This is a genomic window from Bacillus pfraonensis (assembly GCF_050768835.1).
Taxonomy (GTDB): domain Bacteria; phylum Bacillota; class Bacilli; order Bacillales; family Bacillaceae_G; genus Bacillus_A; species Bacillus_A pfraonensis.
On the sequence record NZ_JAHCDO010000019.1, the window covers coordinates 158,097 to 180,315 of the forward strand.

The following is a 22,219-nucleotide window of genomic DNA, read 5'->3' on the forward strand; positions in this document are numbered from 1 at the left end:
GCGATGGAGTTGAACAAATAATGAAAAGAGGAACATTCATTATGAATTGTATCATCGCATAAAAAAAGATAAGGCTTCATCGTTGTTTTGATCCCTTATCTCCCTTATAAGAGGAACTCAGCATCTGCTGAATTCCTCTTATTATATTACTCGATATATAAATGTAATTTCAGCCCTAGTTCAATTTGAACGTTGCACATTGGAACGACAAGCTGATTCTTACCGCTTTCCTCTTGGATACATTTGTTTGAGACAATTCTTTTTACATTTTCTACATGGTTAGTAACAGGAATTATGTCGCTCCTTTTCATATACACACTACAGATACATATCGCTAATACAATCAATCAAACATATATACAACTTCCAATTTCGCATCATTCTCTTATCTTCACGGCCCTTTTCACTTCGTTAAATACGAATAAAATGCATCCGCATCTGTTTGAACCATAGGTAAAAAGACAAGTTCATTTCCCTTTTCAGGCTGTTCTTTTTTTATTTTCTCTTTCAACTGTTGGATATTTGAATTTGCACTATCTATACCAAGCTCCTCTGCAATTTGTATGACTTTCTGTTCATTTATTTCTCTTAGCACTTGGTAAATATCTTTACCATATAAATCAATATGCAGTTTTTTGGCTTCCTCCTGAATTTTCTTCTCATATACTTCTTGTGCCAAATCTTCTATATCTCTCCCTTTTTGAGAAACACCTAATTTTTCCGCTGCCTCTTTTACTTTCGTTCCATAAATCTCGGCCGCAATCTCATCTATTTCTTTTCCCTCCGTTGAAACCCCTAGTTTATCTGCTTCATCATTGATTTTAATTGTATTAATTTGCTTTATTAAATCCACAATAGATGCATGATCTATTTTTATTCCTAGATTCACTGCTTCTTGTTTTACTTTTGTTTCATAGATTTCTTCTGAAAGAGTCCCTACATCTTTTCCCTCAGTAGAAATCCCTAGCTGCTTCGCCTCTTGATCAACTTCTGTTTCATGAATTTCTTTTTCTAACGTAATTTGCTCTTTACCATCTGTTTCAATTCCTAGTTTTCTTGCTTTTTCCTCTGTCTGTGCCGCATGCATGTTCCCATCATTAAGTTGTTCTTTACTGCGCTGAGCAAAATCAATTTTTCCTTTTGACATCGTAGAAGAGGATGCCCCTCCCATTACACTTAAGCTCAACATTCCAATAACAAATAATGATGCTATCTTTTTCTTTTCCAAATTTCATCTCCCCTTTATGTTTCTTACTCTTTATTTTTTTTGACGCTTCCTCTTCCATTTTTTCCATATTATCGTGAAAAATATGCTCTATTCGGTTCCTATTAAAATCATCCATGAATATAACGATTTAGCTATTCTTAAATAAAATATAAAGTGATTACTTTTTCTTTCTTTTGTCCTTTTGATTCTGTATAGAATCTATTATGAAAAACATTTCTTAACTTTCCCTTAAAAAAAGACGACCTTGTAAAAACAAGATCGCCTCTAATTTCTTTATACTCTTTGATTTTTTGGTAAAGTTACTTCAAAACAAGAACCTTCATTCATTTTACTCTCTACTTTTATTCTCCCGTAATGTTTCTCTACAATCCAGTTAGCAATTGAAAGCCCTAATCCTGCACCTTCTGATTTCGTTCTTGCTTTATCTCCTTGATAAAAACGATCAAATAACTTTGGAATCTCTTCTTCTTTTATTCCAATTCCATTATCTTTCACCTGAATCATAATGGAATGATTTGTTTGCGTACATGATACTTGAATTGTTCCACCAACATCAGTATATTTCATTGCATTGTCTAATAAAATTACAACCATTTGATGAATTCGTTCTCTATCACCAATAAAAGATACTTGAGATTCTATTTCTAGTGTCATCTTTTTCTCTTGATACGCAGCAATTTCCGTATAAGGCTCTACTACTTCTGTTAATAATTCGTCTAATGCAAATTCCTTTTTATCCATTTCAATTTGATTCGAATCCGAACGAGCTAATAGTAATAAATTAGCAACAAGCTTTGATAACCTTCTACACTCCTTTGAAATTGTAGAAATATCCATTACCTTTTCCTCTATCGTGGCGGAAGGAGACTGAAACAATACATCTGTTTTAGATTGAATGACAGCTAGTGGCGTTCTTAACTCATGAGATGCATCGGAAACAAACTGTTGCTGCTTTTCCCAAGAATTTCGAATTGGTACAAGAGCTCTTCCAGCTAAGAAAAATCCCATTCCAATTGCACATAAACTTCCTACACTACACCCCACTATCAGAATTAGTGATAACGTATGCAACATATCTCTTTCTGCAGTTGTATCACGTACAAATTGAACCGTCATTTCTCCAAATTCAGTATTACGCTGAAAAGCCAATGCTCGGAAACTCTTCCCTTTTATTTCAATATCCTGAAATCCCTCCAATTTTTCCGGAAAAAAAGCTAAAGTATTTTCTTCAAAAGTAGGATCAACAAATTTAGGATTCTTATCTATTAGGGCTACTTTTTTTCCATGCCATAACAGTACAGTAATCCTTGGATCTCCAATACGAATATCCTTTACTGATCCTTTTGGGTTAGACTTAGAATGTTTCTTTTCTTTTGCTTTAAACATTTCTAGTGAAGTATCTACTCCACTATAGATACGATTATATGTATAACCATAGATAATACTCCCTAGAACTCCAATTAATATAATAAACACCAATGAATTTAATATTGTAAGGCGAATGCGTGTTTTTTGAAACATACTTCTCCTCTTCATAGCTCTTTTAACATATATCCAATCCCGCGAACGGTTTGAATATCTTTTTGATAACCAAATGGCTCTAATTTTTTTCGTAAATGATGAATATACACTTCAACAATTGCTACCGTTGTATCTGAATCAAAGCCCCAAATACGGTCAAAAATTTGTTCACGCATTAAAATCTTTCTACTATTTTGAACGAGATACTCTAAAAGTTCATATTGCTTTAATGTTAATTTAATCGCTTCCCCATTCACCTGAATATCCTTATCCTTTCCAAACAACTCGATCCCACGGTAAGTAATAGTTTGCTTTGTTGTTAAACTACCACTTCTTCTTAATAAAGCACGAATTCTTGCTTTTAACTCAGGGGCTTGAAATGGTTTTATTAAATAATCATCTCCCCCAAAATCTAAGCCTTTCACACGATCCTCCAAAGAATCTTTAGCAGTCAAAAATAAAACAGGAGTTTCAATCTTCTCATTCCGTATTCTTTGAATTACTTCAAATCCATCCATTTCTGGCATCATGACATCAAGAAGAATTGCATCATAAATATTTTGCAGTGCCAAAAATAAGCCGTCTTCTCCATTCATTGCTGTATCAACTTCAAACTCATCACATAAAATTTGTGTAATTGATTCTAATAAAGGTGCATTATCTTCTACAACTAATAAGCGCATACCACTTTCTCACCTTTCATCCAACATAAAAATCTTTTCTATTCACCTATATTCATTTTCATCATAACAAAAAAAGAGCCTTCGACATACTTGTCCGTCTTGTGTACAAACAATTCGACTTGCTTACTAAACCATACGTAATCATAGCCTTAATAAATTCCACACTTATTCCACTATCTAACGTTCTGCATATAGGATTTATTATGAAATTTATTTCTTAACTTCCCCTTAATAAAAAGCTTTAAAAACAGAAAAATTGTACCCTTACAACACTGTAATCCTTATGTTACCTAATTCGATAGTTACAATACTTGCTGCCCGCTATACTTACAGTAAGAAATGAGACAACAAACAAAGGAGAGATAAGAGATGAAAAAATGATTGAAGTTGTGGTAGCGGTGGTAGAGGTTTTCGTAAATGGGAAACAAGTTGCAATGGAGTTAAATCAATAATGAATCGCGGTAATGATTTTACAAATTATGTAAACTCATAAAAAGAGATAAGTTTTGATCTTTGTTTTGATCCCTTATCTCTTTTTATATTATTCTTTCACCACATATACATTTTGACTTGGTAATTCTAAACAGTTTAACTGACCACCATATACGGCTCCCCCATCGATTCCGATAATTCGATTTCTTCCAAAATACACATTACAATTCTCCTCGTCGCCATGGAGTGTGTTGGTTACTGTATGTCCAAAAACAACAGTTTTTTCACCATTATATCCATGATGAAACTCATTCCGTATCCACATTAACGTGTATGGTTCAGATTCAGCAACTGTTTTTGTTGGTTCTACACCTGCGTGAACAAATATGTAATCTTCTGTTTCGATATAATGATCTAGTTCTTGTATAAACTTTAAATGATTTTCTAATATACCAGACTTTAAAACTGTTTTTTCAAATACCTCTTTATTTACAGCAATATCGCTCTCTGAAAAACCATAGCTATATAACGTTTTATCCCCGCCATTTCTCTTCACCCAATGATTCCATGATCTTTCTTCGTTAGTCGTTAATGCTTTAATCATCATATCTTCATGATTCCCTTTTAAAACAAAAGCACCTTCGTCTTTTAATTGCATCACTTTTTCAAGTACAGCCTTTGCACTTGACCCACGATCCACATAATCCCCCATTAAAATTAACTGATCCTCTTTCGCATTGTATTTTGCCTCTACTAACAGCTTTTCAAACTTCTCTATCTCTCCATGAATATCACTTATCACAAGAATTCGCTTCATCTATTTCCCTTCTTTCTAGAGTGATTTACTCCATATTATAACTAGTTATATCTAAATTTTCAGATTACAATTCCGAAACCTTATTCATAAAATAAATCAGCGGGGTTTTCTTCATCCTCCACTGATTATTAGCCCTCAAATAGCTGGATAAATTTAGTGATGCCTTTTTTACAACGATACAAATGAAATAAAAATAATTTATAAAAATACTAAATTTCACAAAAAAACTTTTTTCCATATTTTTTCTATAATAATATATATAATAGAATTTGATAAATTTACAAAAAGATTAAGAGGCGATATGGGATGAAAAGATATATTAAAATAAAAGGTATTGGTGTATATGTTCCAAAACGAAAAGTAGATTCTTTTGAAATAGATCGTATGTTAGGTGCTCCAGAAGGCTGGACATTAAAAAAAGCTGGGGTAAAAACACGATACTTTGTTGATGATGAAACCTCTTCTTATATGGGAGCTGAAGCTGCAAAAAAAGCTGTAGCAGATGCTAACCTAACATGGAAAGATATAGATTGTATCATCTGCGGAAGTGGCACAATCCAGCAGGCAATCCCTTCTACTGCATCACTTATTCAAGAACAACTTGGACTACAGCATTCTGGTATTCCATGTTTTGATATCAACTCAACATGTTTAAGTTTCGTAACAGCACTTGATACAATTTCTTACGCAATTGAATGCGGGAGATACAAAAACGTTGTTATCATTTCTTCTGAAATTTCTTCTGTAGGATTAAATTGGGGACAAAACGAAAGTAGCATTTTATTCGGTGATGGCGCAGCTGCTGTTGTGGTAACAAAAAGTGATCACACTTCTTCTATTATAGCTTCCCATATGGAAACATATAGCTCTGGTGCCCATCTATCAGAAATTCGTGGCGGTGGAACGATGATTCATCCTAGGGAATATAGCAAAGAACGAAAAGAAGACTTCTTGTTCGATATGAATGGCAGAGCTATTTTCAAATTGTCTTCTAAATATATGTTAGGTTTTATCGAAAAACTACTTATGCATACTGGTTATTCCCTAGATGATATTGATTTAATTGTTCCTCATCAAGCAAGTGGTCCAGCTATGAAACTGATTCGTAAAAAATTAGGGGTCGATGAGGATCGCTTTATGACTATTTTTGAAGACTACGGGAATATGATTTCTGCATCTATTCCAGTCGCTCTTTTCGAAGCAATGAAACAAAAGAAAGTGCAACGCGGAAATAAAGTATTATTACTGGGTACTTCTGCAGGACTTTCTATTGGAGGCATTCTTCTTGAGTACTAAGAAAAAGGTATTAATTACAGGGGCACGCGCACCAGCAGCATTACATTTATGTAGACTGCTCAAGAAAAGTGGCCATACCGTCATTATTGCAGATAGTACTCCTTATCCATTAAGCAAAGTTTCAACGAGCACTGATTATTTTTATGAAATTCCTTCTCCAAAATGGAACACAATTGAAAGTATCGATGCACTGCAATCAATTATCCAAAAACATGATGTCGATTTACTTATCCCTACTTGTGAAGAAGTATTTTATATATCTAGGTATAAAGAGAAATTAAGCCGATTTTGTCATGTATTAGTAGACGAATTTCACAAACTTTCATTACTTCATAATAAGTGGGAGTTTATTCAGTTCGTAACGAAATTAGGTTGGCGAGTTCCTGCAACATATAGAACAAACAACGAGCAATCCATACTGGCAATGATTCAGCGAACATCAACATCCACTCCTTTTGTACTAAAACCTATTTTCTCGCGTTTTTCTGATAAAGTAGCGTTTATTACAAAAGAAGATGTGGTAAAAGGAATTACGATAGATAAACAAAATTATATTATGCAAGAGTTTATAAAAGGAACACAGCATTGCTCCTACAGTATTGTAAAATCAGGGAAAGTGTTAGCACATTCTGTCTACAAAACAGAATTCACAGCAGGTTTAGGCGCTACCATTGCGTTTGAGCATATTAATCTCCCAAAAATTGACGAGTTTGTTGGGCATATCGTAAAGGAGCTCAATTTCTCTGGGCAAATTGCCTTTGATTTTATCCTTACAGAGGACGGAGATGTTATTCCGATTGAATGTAATCCACGTACTACAAGTGGGTTACATTTATTCGATGAGGAAATATTATCAGCTTTTTTTGATACAAAAGTGAACCATATGCTAATTCCTAAACCAAATTCTGAGTGTGCAATTCGATTAGCAATGCTTTTATATGGACCTCCTTACTTAAAAAATAAACAAACACGTAAGCGCTGGCTGAAAGTTCTATGTTCCTATCCAGATATCATTTATGGTCACTCTGATTGGAAACCATTTTTTTATCAGTTTTATAGCATGTATAAATTATGGCGTGAAAGTAATAAACATAAACGGACTATTTTGGAGCAAACAACATATGACATATCATGGGACGGTGAAAATTTATGAAAATGCTAGTAACTGGTGGAACTGGTTTTCTAGGACAAAAACTTGCTTTTCGATTAGCGAATATGGGCTATGAAGTAACAGCAACCGGGAGAAATAAAACAATCGGCAAATTATTAGAACAAAATGGAATTGAATTTGTACATTGTCCTCTTGAAGATAGACATCGTGTTCTACAAGTTTGTAAAGACAAAGATTATATCTTTCATAGTGGAGCCCTTTCTTCTCCTTGGGGCAAATATAAAGATTTTTACAATGCAAATGTGTTAGGAACAAAGCATATTATTGAAGGAAGTCAAAAGTCTGGTATAAAACGCCTTATCCATGTATCAACACCGAGTATTTATTTCTATTATGATGAACGGCAAGATGTAGTAGAAAACGCAAAGCTTCCTGATACATTTGTAAACCATTATGCAAAAACAAAATATATGGCCGAACAAGCTATTGATCAAGCGTTCAATCATGGTTTACCAGTTATCACGATACGCCCACGTGCTTTATTTGGTCCAGGAGATAACGCTATTCTTCCACGCCTTATTAAAGTATGTGAAAAAGGCGCCCTACCAAGAATCGGTACAGAAGATGTACTTGTCGATATTACATATGTCGAGAATGTTGTAGATTCCCTGCTTCTTTGTATGCATTCACCTAAACATACATTAGGCCAAAAATACAATATAACAAATGGGGAACGTGTAAATTTATATGAAGTCATTGAAAATGTAATGAAACGCCTTGGTAAGGAGGTCCAATATAAAAAGATTTCCTACAAAACCGCTTTTACAATTGCTGCGATACTAGAAAGCATTTCAAAAAACATTTTATTCGGAAAAGAACCTATTCTCACAAAATATACTGTTAGTGTACTTTCAAAAAGCCAGACTTTAAGTATTGATAAAGCTCAAAGAGAACTAGGCTATATCCCAAATATTAGCATAGAAGACGGAATCACAAAATTTGTGGAATGGTGGGAAACACAATGAAAATCAAATCTTTAAAGCTATACGATACAGGATATTGTACACATCCTGAAAAAATTGCATATTCCAAAGGCAGTTGGAAACAAATTTCCTTTCCAGCTACAGTAGGATTACTTCAACATCCAAGCTTAGGTTATATTTTGTTTGATACCGGTTATGCCCAGCACTTTATAGAAGCAACAAGAAAATTTCCTTACTCTGTATATGCTAAACTTACTCCTGTTCACTTTACAGAAGAGCAATCTATTAAACAGCAACTACTTCTTGATGGTATTCAACCAGAAGAGATCAAGTATATTATTCTTTCTCATTTTCATGGTGACCATACAGCGGGACTGCCCGACTTTCCAAAAGCAAAAATATTAACCTTTGCAAAAGCTTATGAAGATATTAAAAAGAGAAGTAAGTTTGGTGCCCTATTAAAAGGTTGCTTAAAAGATACATTACCAATTGATTTAGAACAACGGATGACATTTATTGATAAAACTCCATCACTTAGCTTACCTCCTACATATGGAAAGTTTGAAGAGGGATATGATGTATTTGGTGATGGTTCATTACTCGCTGTTGATTTAACGGGGCATGCAATTGGACAATTTGGTTTATTCGTCCATTTACATAGTGATAAAATTATCTTTCTTTGTGCAGATGCAGTGTGGCTCAGTAAAACGTATGAAAACCTTGTCTTTCCAAGTAAGATTGTCAGGCTTTTAACCGGAGATGCAAAATCTTATCGCCACAACATTGAAAAGTTACATCATTTATCGCAAATATCACCGGAAATTGAAATTCTTCCAACCCATTGCGAACGTACATGGAATCAAATTAAAGCAGGGGTGTACTATGAATAAATTCCAAATTCTCCAGCAATATTTGAAAACAAAATATCGCTTACGATTTTCAACTCGTGAGCAATTAGAACAATTTCATAAGCAAAAAATAACAAAGCACCTTTTGTTTGTTATAGATCAGTCACCTTTCTATCGTCAATTATATACACCTTTTTTAAAAGAAATTGAAAACGGGGACTTGGCTTCACTCCCCATCATTAATAAAGAAGTAATGATGGAGAACTTTGATACATTAAATACAGTTTCTATTTCAAAAAAAGAAGCCTTTCATGTAGCATTTGAAGCGGAAAAGACCCGAAATTTTTCTCCAACTATTCGTAATATAACTGTTGGGCTGTCATCAGGAACTAGTGGAAATCGCGGAGTTTTTCTCGTTTCTGAGGAAGAACAAACGATGTGGGCCGGTTCTATTATCGGTAAAGTCCTTCCTTCTAGCATTCTGCATAAACACACTATCGCTTTTTTCCTACGAGCGAACAGCAATTTATATGAAGCGACAAATAATAAGCGAATTTCGTTTCATTTTTTTGATTTACTAGATTCGTTTCATCAACATATCGCTCGACTAAATGAAGTAAATCCATCTATTTTAATTGCACCTCCTTCTATGTTGCGAAAAATCGCTCATTGGCAACAAGAAGAACTTATTATGATTTTTCCCAAAAAAATTATCTCTGTAGCAGAAGTACTTGAAGATATTGATAGGGAGTTTATCAGTACAATTTTCCAACAGACAGTACACCAAGTTTACCAATGCACAGAAGGCTTTCTTGCTACAACATGTAAACATGGTACATTACATATCAATGAAGATCTTGTTCATATTGAAAAAGAATACTTAGATCAAGAAAGAGGGATATTCGTTCCCATTATTACTGATTTCATGAGGAAGACACAGCCTATAATCCGCTACCGTCTCAATGACATATTAATTGAGAAAAAAACAGCGTGCGCCTGCGGTTCTCCCTTCTTAGCCTTAGAACGAATTGATGGTCGATGCGATGATATATTTATCGGGATAAGTGAATTGGATAAAAACGAAATATCTATTTTTCCTGATTTCATTCGAAGAGCAATTATGTTAGCATCTAATGAAATTCAAGAATTTAAAGTGATTCAGCACAGCACAGACAAAATTGAGATTAAACTTAAAGTACTACCGGAACATTTCAAATCATGTAAATCTAGCTTAATACAGGAGCTACATACACTATGGTCTACTAAAAAATGTGTTGTGCCACATTTTTTCTTTTCACATTATGATATTCAATTATACGATAAAAAATTAAAAAGAATAGAAAGCCTTATAAAGCATGGTGAGAGTGTATGACTACGTTACATGATATTCATTCCTTGCACAGCATCGACTGGACTACAAAACGAGATGGAACATATGTAAGAGACAGCTTCCTTCCGCTTTTACAAAATGGTATTACAGCATTTATTGAAAATGTTAACACACAGCTATTTCTATTAGAAATTGATGATCTTATATTGCCAGTTACTGTTAATAATGAGGAGTTTGAAAACTCCTATGTATGTTCCCCCTATACACATTACATATCCTATGCTCTAGAAGAGTTATGGGAATTAAAGAAACCGTGGTTAGAGAAGTTACTAACCTATCCGATTCATCTTATCGGAAGCTGGCTACGACGAACGAATATTAATAAAGTAATTGTAGTAAATAATTGGATGCTGTCAACAAATCTTTATCATTCTATAAATCAACAACAAATCGAACGGATTACGAATTTACTTGTTGAAAGATTTCCAGAGCATACGATTTTATTCCGTTCTTTAAATAGCGAATTATATCCTGAAATTACACAAGCATTATCTACAGTAGGTTACAATAAAATTATGTCTCGTTCCATATACTTATTTGATCCAAAACACTATAAGGAAATGAACCGAAAAGAACGAAAAGACTTATTAAATGATAAAAGATTATTAAAGAAAAGCAATTATGAAGTGATTACGAATGAACGATTAACAAAAGAAGATATTTTAGAGATTTCCGAGTTATACAATCAACTATACATTGAGAAATATTCCGATCATAATCCAATGTTTACACCAGCTTATTTATGGAATGCGCTTCAGCACCATTTATTGGAGATAAAAGTTATTAAAAAAGAGGGAACGATTGATGGTGTCATTGCTTATTTTATTAGAAATGGAGTTATGACCACTCCTATACTCGGCTATGATACAAACTCTGATCAGCAACAAGGCTTATATCGCATTCTTTCCCTTCTTATTACAATGGATTCTATTGAAAAAAATTTAATTTGTCATTGTAGTGCTGGAGCTGGAGAGTTCAAACGAAATCGTGGTGCAAAACAACAGATTGAATACAGCTATATATATCATGCTCATTTGCCACCTAATCAACAAAAAGTATGGAAAGTATTAAGTTGGATATTAAATACATGTATAGAACCGATGGCAAAAAAACATCAATTTTAAACATAAAAAAGAGATAAGATTTCCGCTTATCTCTTTTTTCATAACCTATATTATTCTGTAGCTTGTTCGATAGTTTCATTTGCTCCTGCTACCCTTAACATATTGGCCATTTCTTTAAACCCTCGCTTCTCCGCATGCTCTAGTGGAGTAACACCTTCTCGATCGGCCATATTTACATCTGCCCCATGATCAATAAGCAACTGAACAATTTGTTTATGATTTTCACTGCCATTACCAAGAACAATTGCTTCTAGTAATGCTGTCCAACCAAGGTCATTTCTATAATTCACATCAATATCAGTACGATCCACTAGCTCTTTTACAACTTCCACATGTCCTCTTTCAGCTGCCGGAATGAGTGCTGTTCCACCGCGATGATTTATTTCTCTAATATTCGTTCCTGCATCGATTGTTAGCTTCACAATATCAACATAACCCTCTTTGCTCGCATAAAGGAATGGATTTTCTTTATTTTTATCTTGTAATTCAATATCTGCACCTGCGTCAATCAATGCTTTTACTGTCTCAACGTGATTATGATACGTTGCTGCCATTACAGGTGTTTCTCCTTTATCCCCTGATACATTTATATTTGCTCCATCTTTTATTAATTTCATAGCTGTTTCTGTATCACCTATTGTCGCAGAAAGTAATAATTGCTTATCCATTAAATTCATACTTTTTTTCTCTTTGTTCTCTTCTTCCTCTTTATGTGTCTTCTCTTGTTTGTTTTCATTTTTCACTTGAACCGGCTTAGATTCAATCTCTTCTTGCTTCTCACAAGCCACTATCATAATGAAAAGCCCTACTAACACAAATAATAAAAACTTTTGTTTCCTCACAACTTACAGCTCCTATGAAAGATAATGTTTTTTTAACCATCCCTTCATCACATGTAACAACTCTTCTTCAATACATTTATCCATAAGCCCCTTATATTCCTTCATTAATCGAATCATTGTATGCTTATGTTCATAATTTCTTAAAATATGGTTCATGTTCGGAATGATATGCCATTCTGCTTCGCCATTCACATATGAAGCAATCAGTTTAGCATGCTCAGGCGGCACTTGTATATCCCTATCTCCCGTAATTGCTAAAACAGGACATGATACTTGCTCTAAATATGTAACTACATTATATTGTAACTGTTCTCTTAACCATTTTGCATTCACTTTTGTCCCTTTTATCCATATAACAGCTTGTGTTGAATCTTGGATTTTTTGCGTAAGTACTTCATTCTGCTTTTTCATACGCTGTGGAATCTTCAACATTTTAGATAACCAACCAATGAATCCTGATTTATTTTCTAACTCGTTAACAACTTTATCTATTTGTCTTTCCAAGAGTAATTTAGATGGTTCTGCTGCACCAGCAAGTAATACTAATCCCGCAACTGATTCTCTCACGTAGACAGCTGGTGCAAGTAAAGCTCCTTCACTATGCCCAGCAATAATAACACGTTTTGGGTCTATTTGTGGGTGATCCTTTAAAAACCTAATCCATAAAACCGCATCATCAATAAAGTCTGTCACCCCTGATTTATAATAATTCCCCTTACTTTTATGCGTACCACGTTTATCATAGCGAAGTACTGCAAAACCTAAAGAGGTAAAATAATCCGCTAATTCTTTATATAAGTTTAACTGTAAACAACTTGTATTTCCATCCCGATTTCCTTTTCCAGTACCACCAATTATTACAATAGCTGGATACGATTCAGAATAATATGTAGGGAGTGTTAAAGTTCCTTGAAGTGTATACGCACATTCCATCGTCACAAACAGTTCTTTCCCCATGCTTATTCTCCCCTCACTGTTTTTCAGGAATAATATATAGTTCAAATCGGTCTTCTTTCCTATCCTATGCCTATATTATCAAAAATGAGAACAAGTATATAATGTAAACAGCTGTTAAAAATGATTAAACAACTGTTTACATTATATATGAAGAACTATTACTAATAAAAAAAGATGTGTAGCAATTTCTACACATCTTTTTTTATTCACATCCAGTAATTAACAAATCATCTTCTAACTTAAGTAACAATGTATCCGCATTAATTTCCTGACCAACCTCTATATTTACAGATCGTATATGACCACTAATTCCCACTGCTACTTTCTCCAGTGTTCCGTCGTTTTTTCGAATCGCCATCAATTTTTCCCATTCATATACGTAAGAGGATTCATCAACGAAAATCTCTTCTACTCTCCCATTATATGAACTATAAATCTCTTCAAACATCGCTTTCATTCAAAATCTACTCCCTACTTCACGCTTCTCTATTTTCTCATCTATTCTACCACTCCTGTAATAAACACATTATGTTTTTAAAAATTCAAAATAAAACTCATGAACAAAATGAGCAAAATGACAATTATGCGTTTAATAACGTTATTTCTCTAATTATTTACCATCCATATTTCATCCTTTATGATAAACAAAAAAGTTTTTTCTGAATTTTCAACATAATTTGAAAGCGTAATCATTTTTTGAGGGGGAGATTGCATGTTAGCGATACTCGGATTTGCAATGGTTTTTGTCTTTATGTTTTTAATTATGACAAAACGTATGTCAGCGTTAGTTGCATTAATATTAATTCCTATAATATTTGCATTAATTGGGGGATTTTATGCAAATGTAGGACCAATGATGTTAGATGGAATTAAGAAATTAGCACCAACTGGTATTATGCTTATGTTCGCCATTTTATATTTCGGAATTATGATTGATAGTGGCTTATTTGATCCAGTCATTAGTAAAATCTTGAAATTTGTAAAAGGCGATCCTTTAAAAATTGTTGTCGGTACAGCAATTCTAACGATTATCGTTTCTTTGGATGGTGACGGCACAACAACATATATGATTACAGTTTCTGCCATGTATCCACTTTATAAACGCCTTGGAATGAACCCACTTATATTAGCTGGGGTTGTTATGTTAGGAGCAGGAGTGACAAACCTTACACCTTGGGGAGGACCAACCGCTCGAGTTATGAGTGCACTTGGACTTGATGCATCCGAACTCTTCACACCTCTTATTCCAGGAATGATTGCTGGTGCAATTTGGGTTGTTTTTGTTGCCTACTATCTCGGAAAAAAAGAAAGAAAACGTTTAGGAATTATGGATGTACAATATTTAAAGAAAATGCAAACAATCGATGAGCAAGCTGCAACAGTCGAAGCTGTATCATATAAACGTCCTAAACTACTCTGGATTAACTTTTTACTAACAGTTGCCTTACTCGTTTGTCTCATACTAGAAGTTATGCCGTTACCAGTTTTATTTACAGTCGCTTTTGCTATTGCCGTGATGATCAACTATCCAAACTTAGAACAACAGAAAGAACGTATTGCTTCTCACGCTGGAAATGTATTAGCAGTTGTTTCTCTCGTATTCGCTGCTGGAGTTTTCACAGGTATTCTATCTGGAACAAAAATGGTAGATGCGATGGCTCAAAGTGTAGTTACCCTCATACCAGATGCACTTGGACCACAACTTCCAATTATTACAGCTCTTCTAAGTATGCCGTTCACATTTTTCATGTCCAATGATGCGTTTTACTTCGGTGTACTACCTATTTTGACAAAAGCCGCTGCTGCTTACGGAGTTAGCGCCGCTGAAATGGGACGTGCTTCGTTACTCGGACAGCCTGTTCACTTACTAAGTCCACTCGTCGCTTCCACTTATTTATTAGTCGGAATGGCAAAAGTTGATTTTGGTGAACATCAACGTTTTACATTACTATGGGCAGTTGGAACAACACTGGTCATGTTACTTGTTGGTATTATTACTGGCATTATTCCGATATAATCCGTAACGAAACTTCTTTGAAAGGAGTTTCGTTTTTTCAGTCAATACAAATAAGAAAGAAGGCTACAATATGCTATTATTCAATCTTTTATTATTAATATTCGCAAGCCTGGGTGGTTACCTACTTTCTTTAACGGGTTTGTCAATTGGTTGGTTACTTGGTTCCCTAAGTATTACAGGTCTCCTTGCTTACTTCAAACCAGTCTGGATGCAAACATTAGAAGAGCAACCACTCCAAGAAAAAATCCTTCTTTCCTTTCAACATATTGGTCAATGTATCATTGGTATTGAATTAGGACAAAAATTAACAACTGATATTCTTGTTACGTTTCAACAATACTGGCTAATCATTATGATGATGATTATTGGCTCCATTGCTCTTGCATTATGTTCTGGTTTGATTGTATGGCGTTTCGGGAAAGTAGATTTATTTACGAGCCTATTTAGCGCCACTCCTGGCGGGTTATCTGTTATGCCTACACTCGCCTCAGAAATAGGTGCGAATACCGCAATAGTTAGTATTGTTCAAACAATTCGCGTCTTTTTGGTGCTTGGTACAATTCCGCTTCTTTCTGTCTATTGGATTCCCCATAATCCAATTGTATCTCACCTAAAAAACGCCCCTACCAGCTCTCCATTTTGGACAATCTTTTTAATTTTTATCGCTTGGATTGGTTATCGAATCGGAAAAGTTTTAAAACTTCCTTCCCCTTGGCTTGTCGGAAGCATGATAAGCGTTGCACTCATACAAGCTTTATCTGCACACTATGTTAGTAATAGTCCGACAGCCTGGTGGCCACAATGGACTATGGTTTTAGCTCAAATTTTCATTGCAACTAGCATTGGATGTCGTTTTAATAAAGAAATGTTTATTGGTGTAAAACAAACAATCATAATAGGGTTATTTAGTTCTATTGGCCTGATTGGAATCTCTATATTGTGTGCATTCTTTGTTTCTTCCGTCACAAATATTCCACTAGTTACTTCTATACTAGCTCTTGCACCTGGCGGAATCGCAGAAATGACAACAACCGCTATCATTTTACAAACAGATGCTACATTTGTAGTCACAGTTCAAGTAATACGCGTTCTTACCATTCTTGGATTGCTTCCTATTTTCTTTAAATTCCTTTATGGATATTTGCATGGTAAAAAATCTAATGTTCATAAAACAGGATAACAACTTCTTCGAACAAAAAAGTAGAGGCTCTAAGAACCTCTACTTTTTTCTACCTCATAATTATGAAGAAACTAGGAAATATCTTCGCTCTGGTCTTCCCACATTCCCATATATAAGTTCCGCATAAATCCTCTTTTCAGAAATCAAATATTCTAAATAACGCCTTGCTGTTGATCGACTTATCCCTGCTTCTAAGCCCAACATCTCTGCTGTAATTCCTTCTTTTCCTACTTTAGAAACGTATTTTTTTATTTTTGATAATGTTAAAGGATCAATACCTTTTGGAGCATATCTGCTTTGATTATTTTCCAATCGTTCCTTAAACCACAAACTTTCAATTTCTTCTGATGATAACTGTTGACTTTGCTGTAATTGTTGTATCTTCTTTCGGTAGTTTTCTAAACCTCTTTTAAATCGATCAAACATAAGCGGCTTTACAATATAATCCGTTACCCCACCTCGCAATGCATGGCGGACAACTTCGACTTCTGATGCCGCTGTAATCATAATTATATCTGTATCGTGTAGGTTACGCCGAATATATGTCACAAGTTCCGTTCCTTGCATATCAGGTAAATACACATCCAATAAAACAAGTTGTGGTGAGACAAGGTCTAACCACTCTTTCGCTTGCTCTCCTGTTGTTGCAGTTCCAATTACCTTGAATCCTCCTACCTTTTCAGTAAACCGACGATGAATCTCTGCAATGCGAATATCATCTTCTACAATTAGTACTTCAATCCCTTCGTTCATTACAATTCGCCTCTTTCCTTTGGCAACGCAACTATAAACAGTGCACCACCTAAATCCCCTTTTTCTAGCGCGATACTCCCTTTTAAATCTTCAACTAACTCTTTTACCTTTGCTAATCCGTAACCTCGCTTTTCTCCTTCTTTTGTCGAAAACCCTTTGTCAAATATATATGTAATTACCTCATCATCAATCCCACGACCCGAATCTTCAACTTCAATAACAAATTCCCCTCCCATATCTGTTACAAACATTCTAACTTGCTTTTCATGCTCCTCCTTATATTCAACTGCTTCAAACGCATTGGTGATTAAATTTCCTAACATAGAGACAATGTGATTACTATCAATATGCGAACCTAAACTTTGTAAACTACTCTCACGGTCCAAAATAAAATCAATTTTCAATTCTCTAGCACGATTATAAAATCCTATTAAAATTCCACCTAACCACGGATTGTGTATACGTTTCATAATAAATTGAACAAACTCTTGATATACAGCGGTCTCTTTGTGAATAAGCTCTAACGCTTCATCATATGACTCTAATTGGATCAGCCCTGAAAGCGTATACAAAAGATTGTTATACTCATGTGTCTGCGCCCGAAGCGCCTCTGTATAACGTTTCGCTTGAGATAGTTCTTCTGTTAACTGATCCATCTCTGACTTTAAGCGAAAACTAGAAACAACTCCAATTACCTCATTGTTCACTTTAATAGGTAATCGATTTACAATAACCGCTTGTCCCCTTATATCTAAATAGCGATCAAATTGCTCTTCTCCAGTTCGAAGCACTTCTAGTATCGAAGAGTTCGGAAGAATTTTCAAAATAGAATCCCCAATGATCTTCTGCTGTTTTTCAAGAGAAAGAATTTCATATGCCGCTTGATTGACTAAACGAATGCAACCTTCTTTATCTATCACCATAATTCCTTCCCTTACAGATTGAATGACAGCACTATGCTCTTCATATAAAGAGGAAATCTCTTCTGGTTCAAAGCCAAACATTAATTTTTTTATACTACGTGCTAAATATATAGAACCCAATATCCCAATTACCAATCCAACAAGAGCAATCCAAAATACTCTCTTACCATAAGCTTCTGCCACCTCATGAATATCCTCCATAGAAAAACCAACAGATACAACCCCGATAATACGATTAGTCTGATCACGAATTGGCACTTTCCCGCGTAAAGAAGGCCCTAATGTCCCGGTTGCCTGAGAAATATATGATTTTCCATCCGTTAAAACCCCTTCGTTATCCCCACCAACCATTTCTTTTCCGATTTTCTCACGTAAAGGATGTGCATAACGAATTCCATCTTTATTTCCCACTACGATAAAATCAGCATCTGTTTCTATCCGTATTTTCTCAACAATTGGTTGAATCATAGCAGATGGGTCTTCCTTCTGAAATGCTTCTTGAATTTCAGGTATGGCAGCGACTGTCTTCGCAACGTGTAATGCTCTTTTGCCAATTTGCTCTTCCACCGTTTTAGATACAATATAATAAAAAAGAAAACTCGTTAAAACAATAACAAAGAAAATAAGTATACCAATCGTTAATGTAATTCTTGGCTGTAATTTTAATTTTAATTTTTTTAACTTCAAAATGATTCCCCTAACTTTCATTGCATATTACTTTGTGAAGCATAGGTGAAGAAAGTATTTCCTTCCTATGAAATACATACTTCCAGCAGCTTATAATATGTTAGGAAATTTCCTTAAAAGAAGTTGTACAAAATCTACATACTCACTTTCCTCATCACTGCTATTTTCCTGATTCATCCAATAATACCCATCTACCAAATCAAACATTTCAATAGCAGTTATTTCCTGACAGTTAGCATCTTGTAATACCCTTTTCATCGACTGTAAATCAGCATCCCAATTAAAATCTAATACAAACGCATGTAACAATTCAGGAGTATTTAATTGAGTAAAATAAGCTTCTGCTTCAACTTCCTCTCCATATAAACAACCATCGATAATCTCCTGTTCACTTTCTGTTAATCTCAGTCGAACCGCTCCTTTTGTTTCTAATAATAAATCTGCTATTTCAGGATTATGTCTTGCTGCAAACCAAGTTGTTTTCTTTATCCCTGCTGGATGATTCAGTTCTACTCCATTTTTTATTAAGCACTGCACAGCCTGTTTATTACTAAATTTAATTGCTTTCGAAAATACTGACTCATGTAAACGGTCTTTTATCGTTGTCTTTGCCCCAACAGCTAGTAATCTTTCAAACATTTCAATAGGAGCTTTTTTGACAATTACATAATGCAACGGTGTCCTTCCAAACTGATCTTGTTCATTTATATTAGCTCTCGGAATGGCCTCTATGAATTGATCGAGATTTTTGTTTTTAATTGCTTCAAACAATATGTTCAATACATTCACCACTTTCGTACTACGATATTTTTACAAAAAACAACAAGAATTACAGGACTACTTCCCTATAAGACAGGCTCTCTTAAATAAAGCATTACATTATTGATTTCAATACATTCTCAAAAGAAATTTACCTATTGTCTTTTTTAAATGATGTATCCATTATAACTAAATATACTAAATTTTGTTTATTATTTAAAAACCGTTAAGTAAAATAAACATATATGTCTATAAGAAAGTAGGGTAAAAAAATGGAGTCAAAGGAGCTTTTATTAAAAGAAATTGCAATGATTGAACAATGGGAGAAGGAACAGGAGGATCTTTGGTTCTTTGAAAAGTGGGGGAAAATTCCGTTTGCTATTCTTGATAAGCTCACGCCAAAGTTTATTCATAAAAAAATTAATCTTTTACTAGATGAGCTTATTCAATATCTCAATTCTGGAAGTAAATATTTAATTCATCCACAAACAACAATAGAGAAATTTGAAAATGCTGCTTCCTTAACAGATGTTCAAAAATTCCCTTTAAGTGAGATGGATTCAATTGTTGATAAAATCATTGAAAATAGAAAATCTGTCGCAACTGCCCAAGGAGCGACAACTGGATTTGGTGGTATTTTCACCCTCGCAATTGATATTCCAGCTGTTTTAAGTATGTCACTAAATGTTTTACAAGAGATTTCCATTTGCTACGGTTATAATCCTGAAGATATGCAAGAGAGGTTATTTATCGTAAAATGCTTACAATTTTCCTCATCTGATATTGTAGGAAAACAAACAATTCTTCATGAATTAAAACATTTTGACTCTCGCGCCAATCACGATGACAGTATGTCACAAGTTAAATCATGGCGAGAAGTGTTTACTGTGTATCGTGACAATTACGGCTGGAAAAAACTTTTTCAGATGATTCCTGTTGCCGGAATGATTTTCGGTGCTTATTTAAATCGAAAAACAATTGAGGAAATTGCTGAAGTAGGTAAGATGCTTTATAAGAAAAGAAGGGTGTTAGATAGATTAGAAGAAATGAAATACAATTCTAAATAGCATGTCAAAAGGCCCCTACTGTAAGGGGCCTTCTTTCATTACTTTTCACTTTGCTCTTTTTCTTCCACTACTTGCACAACAGGTTTCTCACTCACTGCTTGCTGCACTGCACCTTTCCCAGCAAATCCTTCTAATAGTTCTTTCAAGTCGATGCCAGAAGAGGCTTTCAATGTCTCCTGCATCGTTGCCATTAGATCAGTCGCATACCCTGCCACTTTACCAGCGCCGCTGTTTTTTCCACCGCCGCCTGTATCAACAACAGTAATTTTATCAATGTTGCTAAGTGGACTTGCAACTTCTTTTGCGTAGCTTGGAAGCATTTTAAGAACCATATCCATAATTGCCGCTTGCCCATATAATTCGAATGCTTCCGCAATTTTTTGCTTCGCTTCTGCTTCTGCTAAACCTTTTAACCTAATAACATCCGCTTCTGCTGTACCTTGTGCTTTTTGAACTTCCGCTTTTGCTTCCCCTTGTGCCTTTTCAATTTCAGCTTTTGCTAAACCTTCTACACGTACTTCTTCTGCACGTGCCCTTGCTTCTGCTTCAATCTTATATTGATCTGCATCTGCTTTTTTCATTTGTTTTACTTTTTCCGCTTCCGCTGATTGTTCAACTGCATAACGATCTGCATCTGCTTTTTTCTTTACTTCCGCATCATATTGTTTTTCACGGCGCGCAATTTCTTTTTCTTCTAATTCAATTTGTTTTTCACGCTCAATGATTTTAACTCGCATTTGCTCTTCTGTAACACCTTGTTGCGCTTTCGCTTGTTGTAATTCATAAGAAAGATCCGCATCTGCACGTGCTTGCTCTTGCTCTCTCTTATATGATTGTACCTTTAATTCTTTATGCTTTTCAGCTTCAGCAATTTGCGCATCACGTTGATACTCAGCTTCTTTCGCTTCTTTTTCCGCGCGAGCTTTTTCAATACGTGCTTCTTTTTCACGCTCTGCATTTGCTATTTGTGCATCACGTTTTACAGTTGCAATTTGCGGCTGACCAAGCGCATCTAAATAACCATTTTTATCCATAATCTCTTTGATCGTAAACGAAACAATTCGAAGACCCATTTTCTTTAAATCTGTTGAAGCGACTTCATGTACCTTTTGGGCGAATTGCTCTCTATTACTATAAGCATCCTCCACTGTCATCGAAGACAAGATAGCACGTAAATGACCTTCTAATACCTCTTTCGCTTCCACTTTTAACTCTTCTGTTTCTTTTCCTAAATATTGTTCAGCTGCTGTCGATACTTCTTCAATTGTTGAACCTACTTTAATAATGGAAACACCGTTTACCGTAACTGGTACCCCTTGCTTCGTATACGTATCACGTGTTCCAACTTCTAGTTTATAGTTTAATAAACTAAGAGGTTCTGCTCGTTGCATAATCGGTACTACAAAAGTACCTCCGCCACGAATAATTTTAATTTTCTTTCCATCATCTGTTGTAACAACGTTCTTTCCGCTTCCAAGCCAGTTCCCGGTAACAATCAATGCTTCATCTGGGCCAACTGTACGGTATTTTGTAATAAACACCAAAATAAGTAAAAGTAAAATTGCTAGTAGCACGCCACCGATAATTAATGGAATCATTCA

The 22,219-nt window shown here is 34.8% G+C and carries 19 protein-coding genes and 1 pseudogene; 9 read left to right on the forward strand and 11 right to left on the reverse strand.

Going from position 1 to position 22,219, the window contains the following annotated elements:
* Window positions 1-403: 403 nt before the first annotated feature.
* From KFD70_RS19190 to KFD70_RS19205, 4 genes are all read right to left on the reverse strand, one after another.
* A complete protein-coding gene (locus KFD70_RS19190) occupies window positions 404-1,189 on the reverse strand; it encodes a transporter (RefSeq protein ID WP_336453032.1) in 786 nt (261 codons plus the stop codon).
* A gap of 312 nt (window positions 1,190-1,501) precedes the next feature.
* A complete protein-coding gene (locus tag KFD70_RS19195; protein ID WP_336452910.1) occupies window positions 1,502-2,764 on the reverse strand; it encodes a sensor histidine kinase in 1,263 nt (420 codons plus the stop codon).
* Window positions 2,761-3,432 carry a response regulator transcription factor gene (locus KFD70_RS19200; RefSeq protein WP_336452909.1) on the reverse strand — a complete coding sequence of 224 codons (672 nt, stop codon included), beginning with the start codon at window positions 3,430-3,432 and terminating at the stop codon, window positions 2,761-2,763. Before KFD70_RS19200 ends, KFD70_RS19195 begins: the two co-directional genes overlap by 4 nt.
* A 541-nt stretch (window positions 3,433-3,973) precedes the next feature.
* A complete protein-coding gene (locus KFD70_RS19205; protein WP_336452908.1) occupies window positions 3,974-4,681 on the reverse strand; it encodes a metallophosphoesterase family protein in 708 nt (235 codons plus the stop codon).
* A gap of 306 nt (window positions 4,682-4,987) precedes the next feature.
* On the opposite strand from KFD70_RS19205, the gene KFD70_RS19210 reads away from it, so the two are divergent.
* From KFD70_RS19210 to KFD70_RS19235, 6 genes are read left to right on the forward strand one after another with little or no spacing between them, the layout of a single operon-like run.
* A complete protein-coding gene (locus KFD70_RS19210; RefSeq protein ID WP_336452907.1) occupies window positions 4,988-5,977 on the forward strand; it encodes a beta-ketoacyl-ACP synthase III in 990 nt (329 codons plus the stop codon).
* Entirely contained in the window at window positions 5,967-7,130 is a 1,164-nt protein-coding gene (locus KFD70_RS19215) for an ATP-grasp domain-containing protein (RefSeq protein ID WP_431613288.1), read from the forward strand. The genes KFD70_RS19210 and KFD70_RS19215 overlap by 11 nt, the downstream gene beginning before the upstream one ends.
* Window positions 7,127-8,113 (forward strand): NAD-dependent epimerase/dehydratase family protein, encoded by a 987-nt coding sequence (locus KFD70_RS19220; RefSeq protein WP_336452905.1) that lies wholly within the window; start codon window positions 7,127-7,129, stop codon window positions 8,111-8,113. The genes KFD70_RS19215 and KFD70_RS19220 overlap by 4 nt, the downstream gene beginning before the upstream one ends.
* A complete protein-coding gene (locus tag KFD70_RS19225) occupies window positions 8,110-8,961 on the forward strand; it encodes an MBL fold metallo-hydrolase (RefSeq protein WP_336452904.1) in 852 nt (283 codons plus the stop codon). The genes KFD70_RS19220 and KFD70_RS19225 overlap by 4 nt, the downstream gene beginning before the upstream one ends.
* Window positions 8,954-10,291, forward strand: a complete 1,338-nt coding sequence (locus KFD70_RS19230; RefSeq protein ID WP_336452903.1) for a F390 synthetase-related protein — start codon at window positions 8,954-8,956, stop codon at window positions 10,289-10,291. The genes KFD70_RS19225 and KFD70_RS19230 overlap by 8 nt, the downstream gene beginning before the upstream one ends.
* Entirely contained in the window at window positions 10,288-11,433 is a 1,146-nt protein-coding gene (locus tag KFD70_RS19235; protein WP_336452902.1) for a hypothetical protein, read from the forward strand. The genes KFD70_RS19230 and KFD70_RS19235 overlap by 4 nt, the downstream gene beginning before the upstream one ends.
* 50 nt (window positions 11,434-11,483) lie before the next feature.
* Here KFD70_RS19235 and KFD70_RS19240 read toward each other — a convergent pair.
* The 3 genes and pseudogenes from KFD70_RS19240 to KFD70_RS19250 form a co-directional block, all read right to left on the reverse strand.
* Window positions 11,484-12,315: pseudogene (locus KFD70_RS19240) on the reverse strand (ankyrin repeat domain-containing protein).
* Window positions 12,288-13,232: an alpha/beta hydrolase family protein gene (locus tag KFD70_RS19245; RefSeq protein ID WP_336452901.1), complete on the reverse strand. Its 945-nt coding sequence runs from the start codon at window positions 13,230-13,232 to the stop codon at window positions 12,288-12,290. Before KFD70_RS19245 ends, KFD70_RS19240 begins: the two are co-directional and overlap by 28 nt.
* Before the next feature lie 202 nt (window positions 13,233-13,434).
* Window positions 13,435-13,689: a hypothetical protein gene (locus tag KFD70_RS19250; protein ID WP_336452900.1), complete on the reverse strand. Its 255-nt coding sequence runs from the start codon at window positions 13,687-13,689 to the stop codon at window positions 13,435-13,437.
* Between the two features lie 255 nt (window positions 13,690-13,944).
* On the opposite strand from KFD70_RS19250, the gene KFD70_RS19255 reads away from it, so the two are divergent.
* Both KFD70_RS19255 and KFD70_RS19260 read left to right on the forward strand, forming a co-directional pair.
* Entirely contained in the window at window positions 13,945-15,249 is a 1,305-nt protein-coding gene (locus KFD70_RS19255; protein ID WP_336452899.1) for a CitMHS family transporter, read from the forward strand.
* A 70-nt stretch (window positions 15,250-15,319) separates the two neighbouring features.
* Entirely contained in the window at window positions 15,320-16,429 is a 1,110-nt protein-coding gene (locus tag KFD70_RS19260; protein WP_336452898.1) for an AbrB family transcriptional regulator, read from the forward strand.
* 60 nt (window positions 16,430-16,489) lie between these two features.
* Here the strand turns inward: KFD70_RS19260 and KFD70_RS19265 are convergent, their stop codons facing one another.
* The 3 genes from KFD70_RS19265 to KFD70_RS19275 form a co-directional block, all read right to left on the reverse strand.
* Window positions 16,490-17,182: a response regulator gene (locus KFD70_RS19265; protein ID WP_336452897.1), complete on the reverse strand. Its 693-nt coding sequence runs from the start codon at window positions 17,180-17,182 to the stop codon at window positions 16,490-16,492.
* Window positions 17,182-18,813, reverse strand: a complete 1,632-nt coding sequence (locus KFD70_RS19270; protein WP_420792361.1) for an ATP-binding protein — start codon at window positions 18,811-18,813, stop codon at window positions 17,182-17,184. Before KFD70_RS19270 ends, KFD70_RS19265 begins: the two co-directional genes overlap by 1 nt.
* A gap of 69 nt (window positions 18,814-18,882) precedes the next feature.
* On the reverse strand, window positions 18,883-19,572 hold the full coding sequence (locus KFD70_RS19275; protein ID WP_431613289.1) for a DUF4274 domain-containing protein: 690 nt from the start codon (window positions 19,570-19,572) through the stop codon (window positions 18,883-18,885).
* Window positions 19,573-19,823: 251 nt separating this feature from the next.
* Between KFD70_RS19275 and KFD70_RS19280 the strand changes: the two genes are divergently transcribed.
* The gene (locus KFD70_RS19280; RefSeq protein WP_336452894.1) at window positions 19,824-20,618 is read left to right on the forward strand and encodes an EcsC family protein; all 795 of its coding nucleotides are present in this window, start codon (window positions 19,824-19,826) and stop codon (window positions 20,616-20,618) included.
* A 38-nt stretch (window positions 20,619-20,656) separates the two neighbouring features.
* On the opposite strand, the gene floT is transcribed toward KFD70_RS19280, so the two are convergent.
* On the reverse strand, window positions 20,657-22,216 hold the full coding sequence (gene floT, locus KFD70_RS19285; protein WP_336452893.1) for a flotillin lipid rafts scaffold protein FloT: 1,560 nt from the start codon (window positions 22,214-22,216) through the stop codon (window positions 20,657-20,659).
* Window positions 22,217-22,219 lie beyond the last annotated feature (3 nt).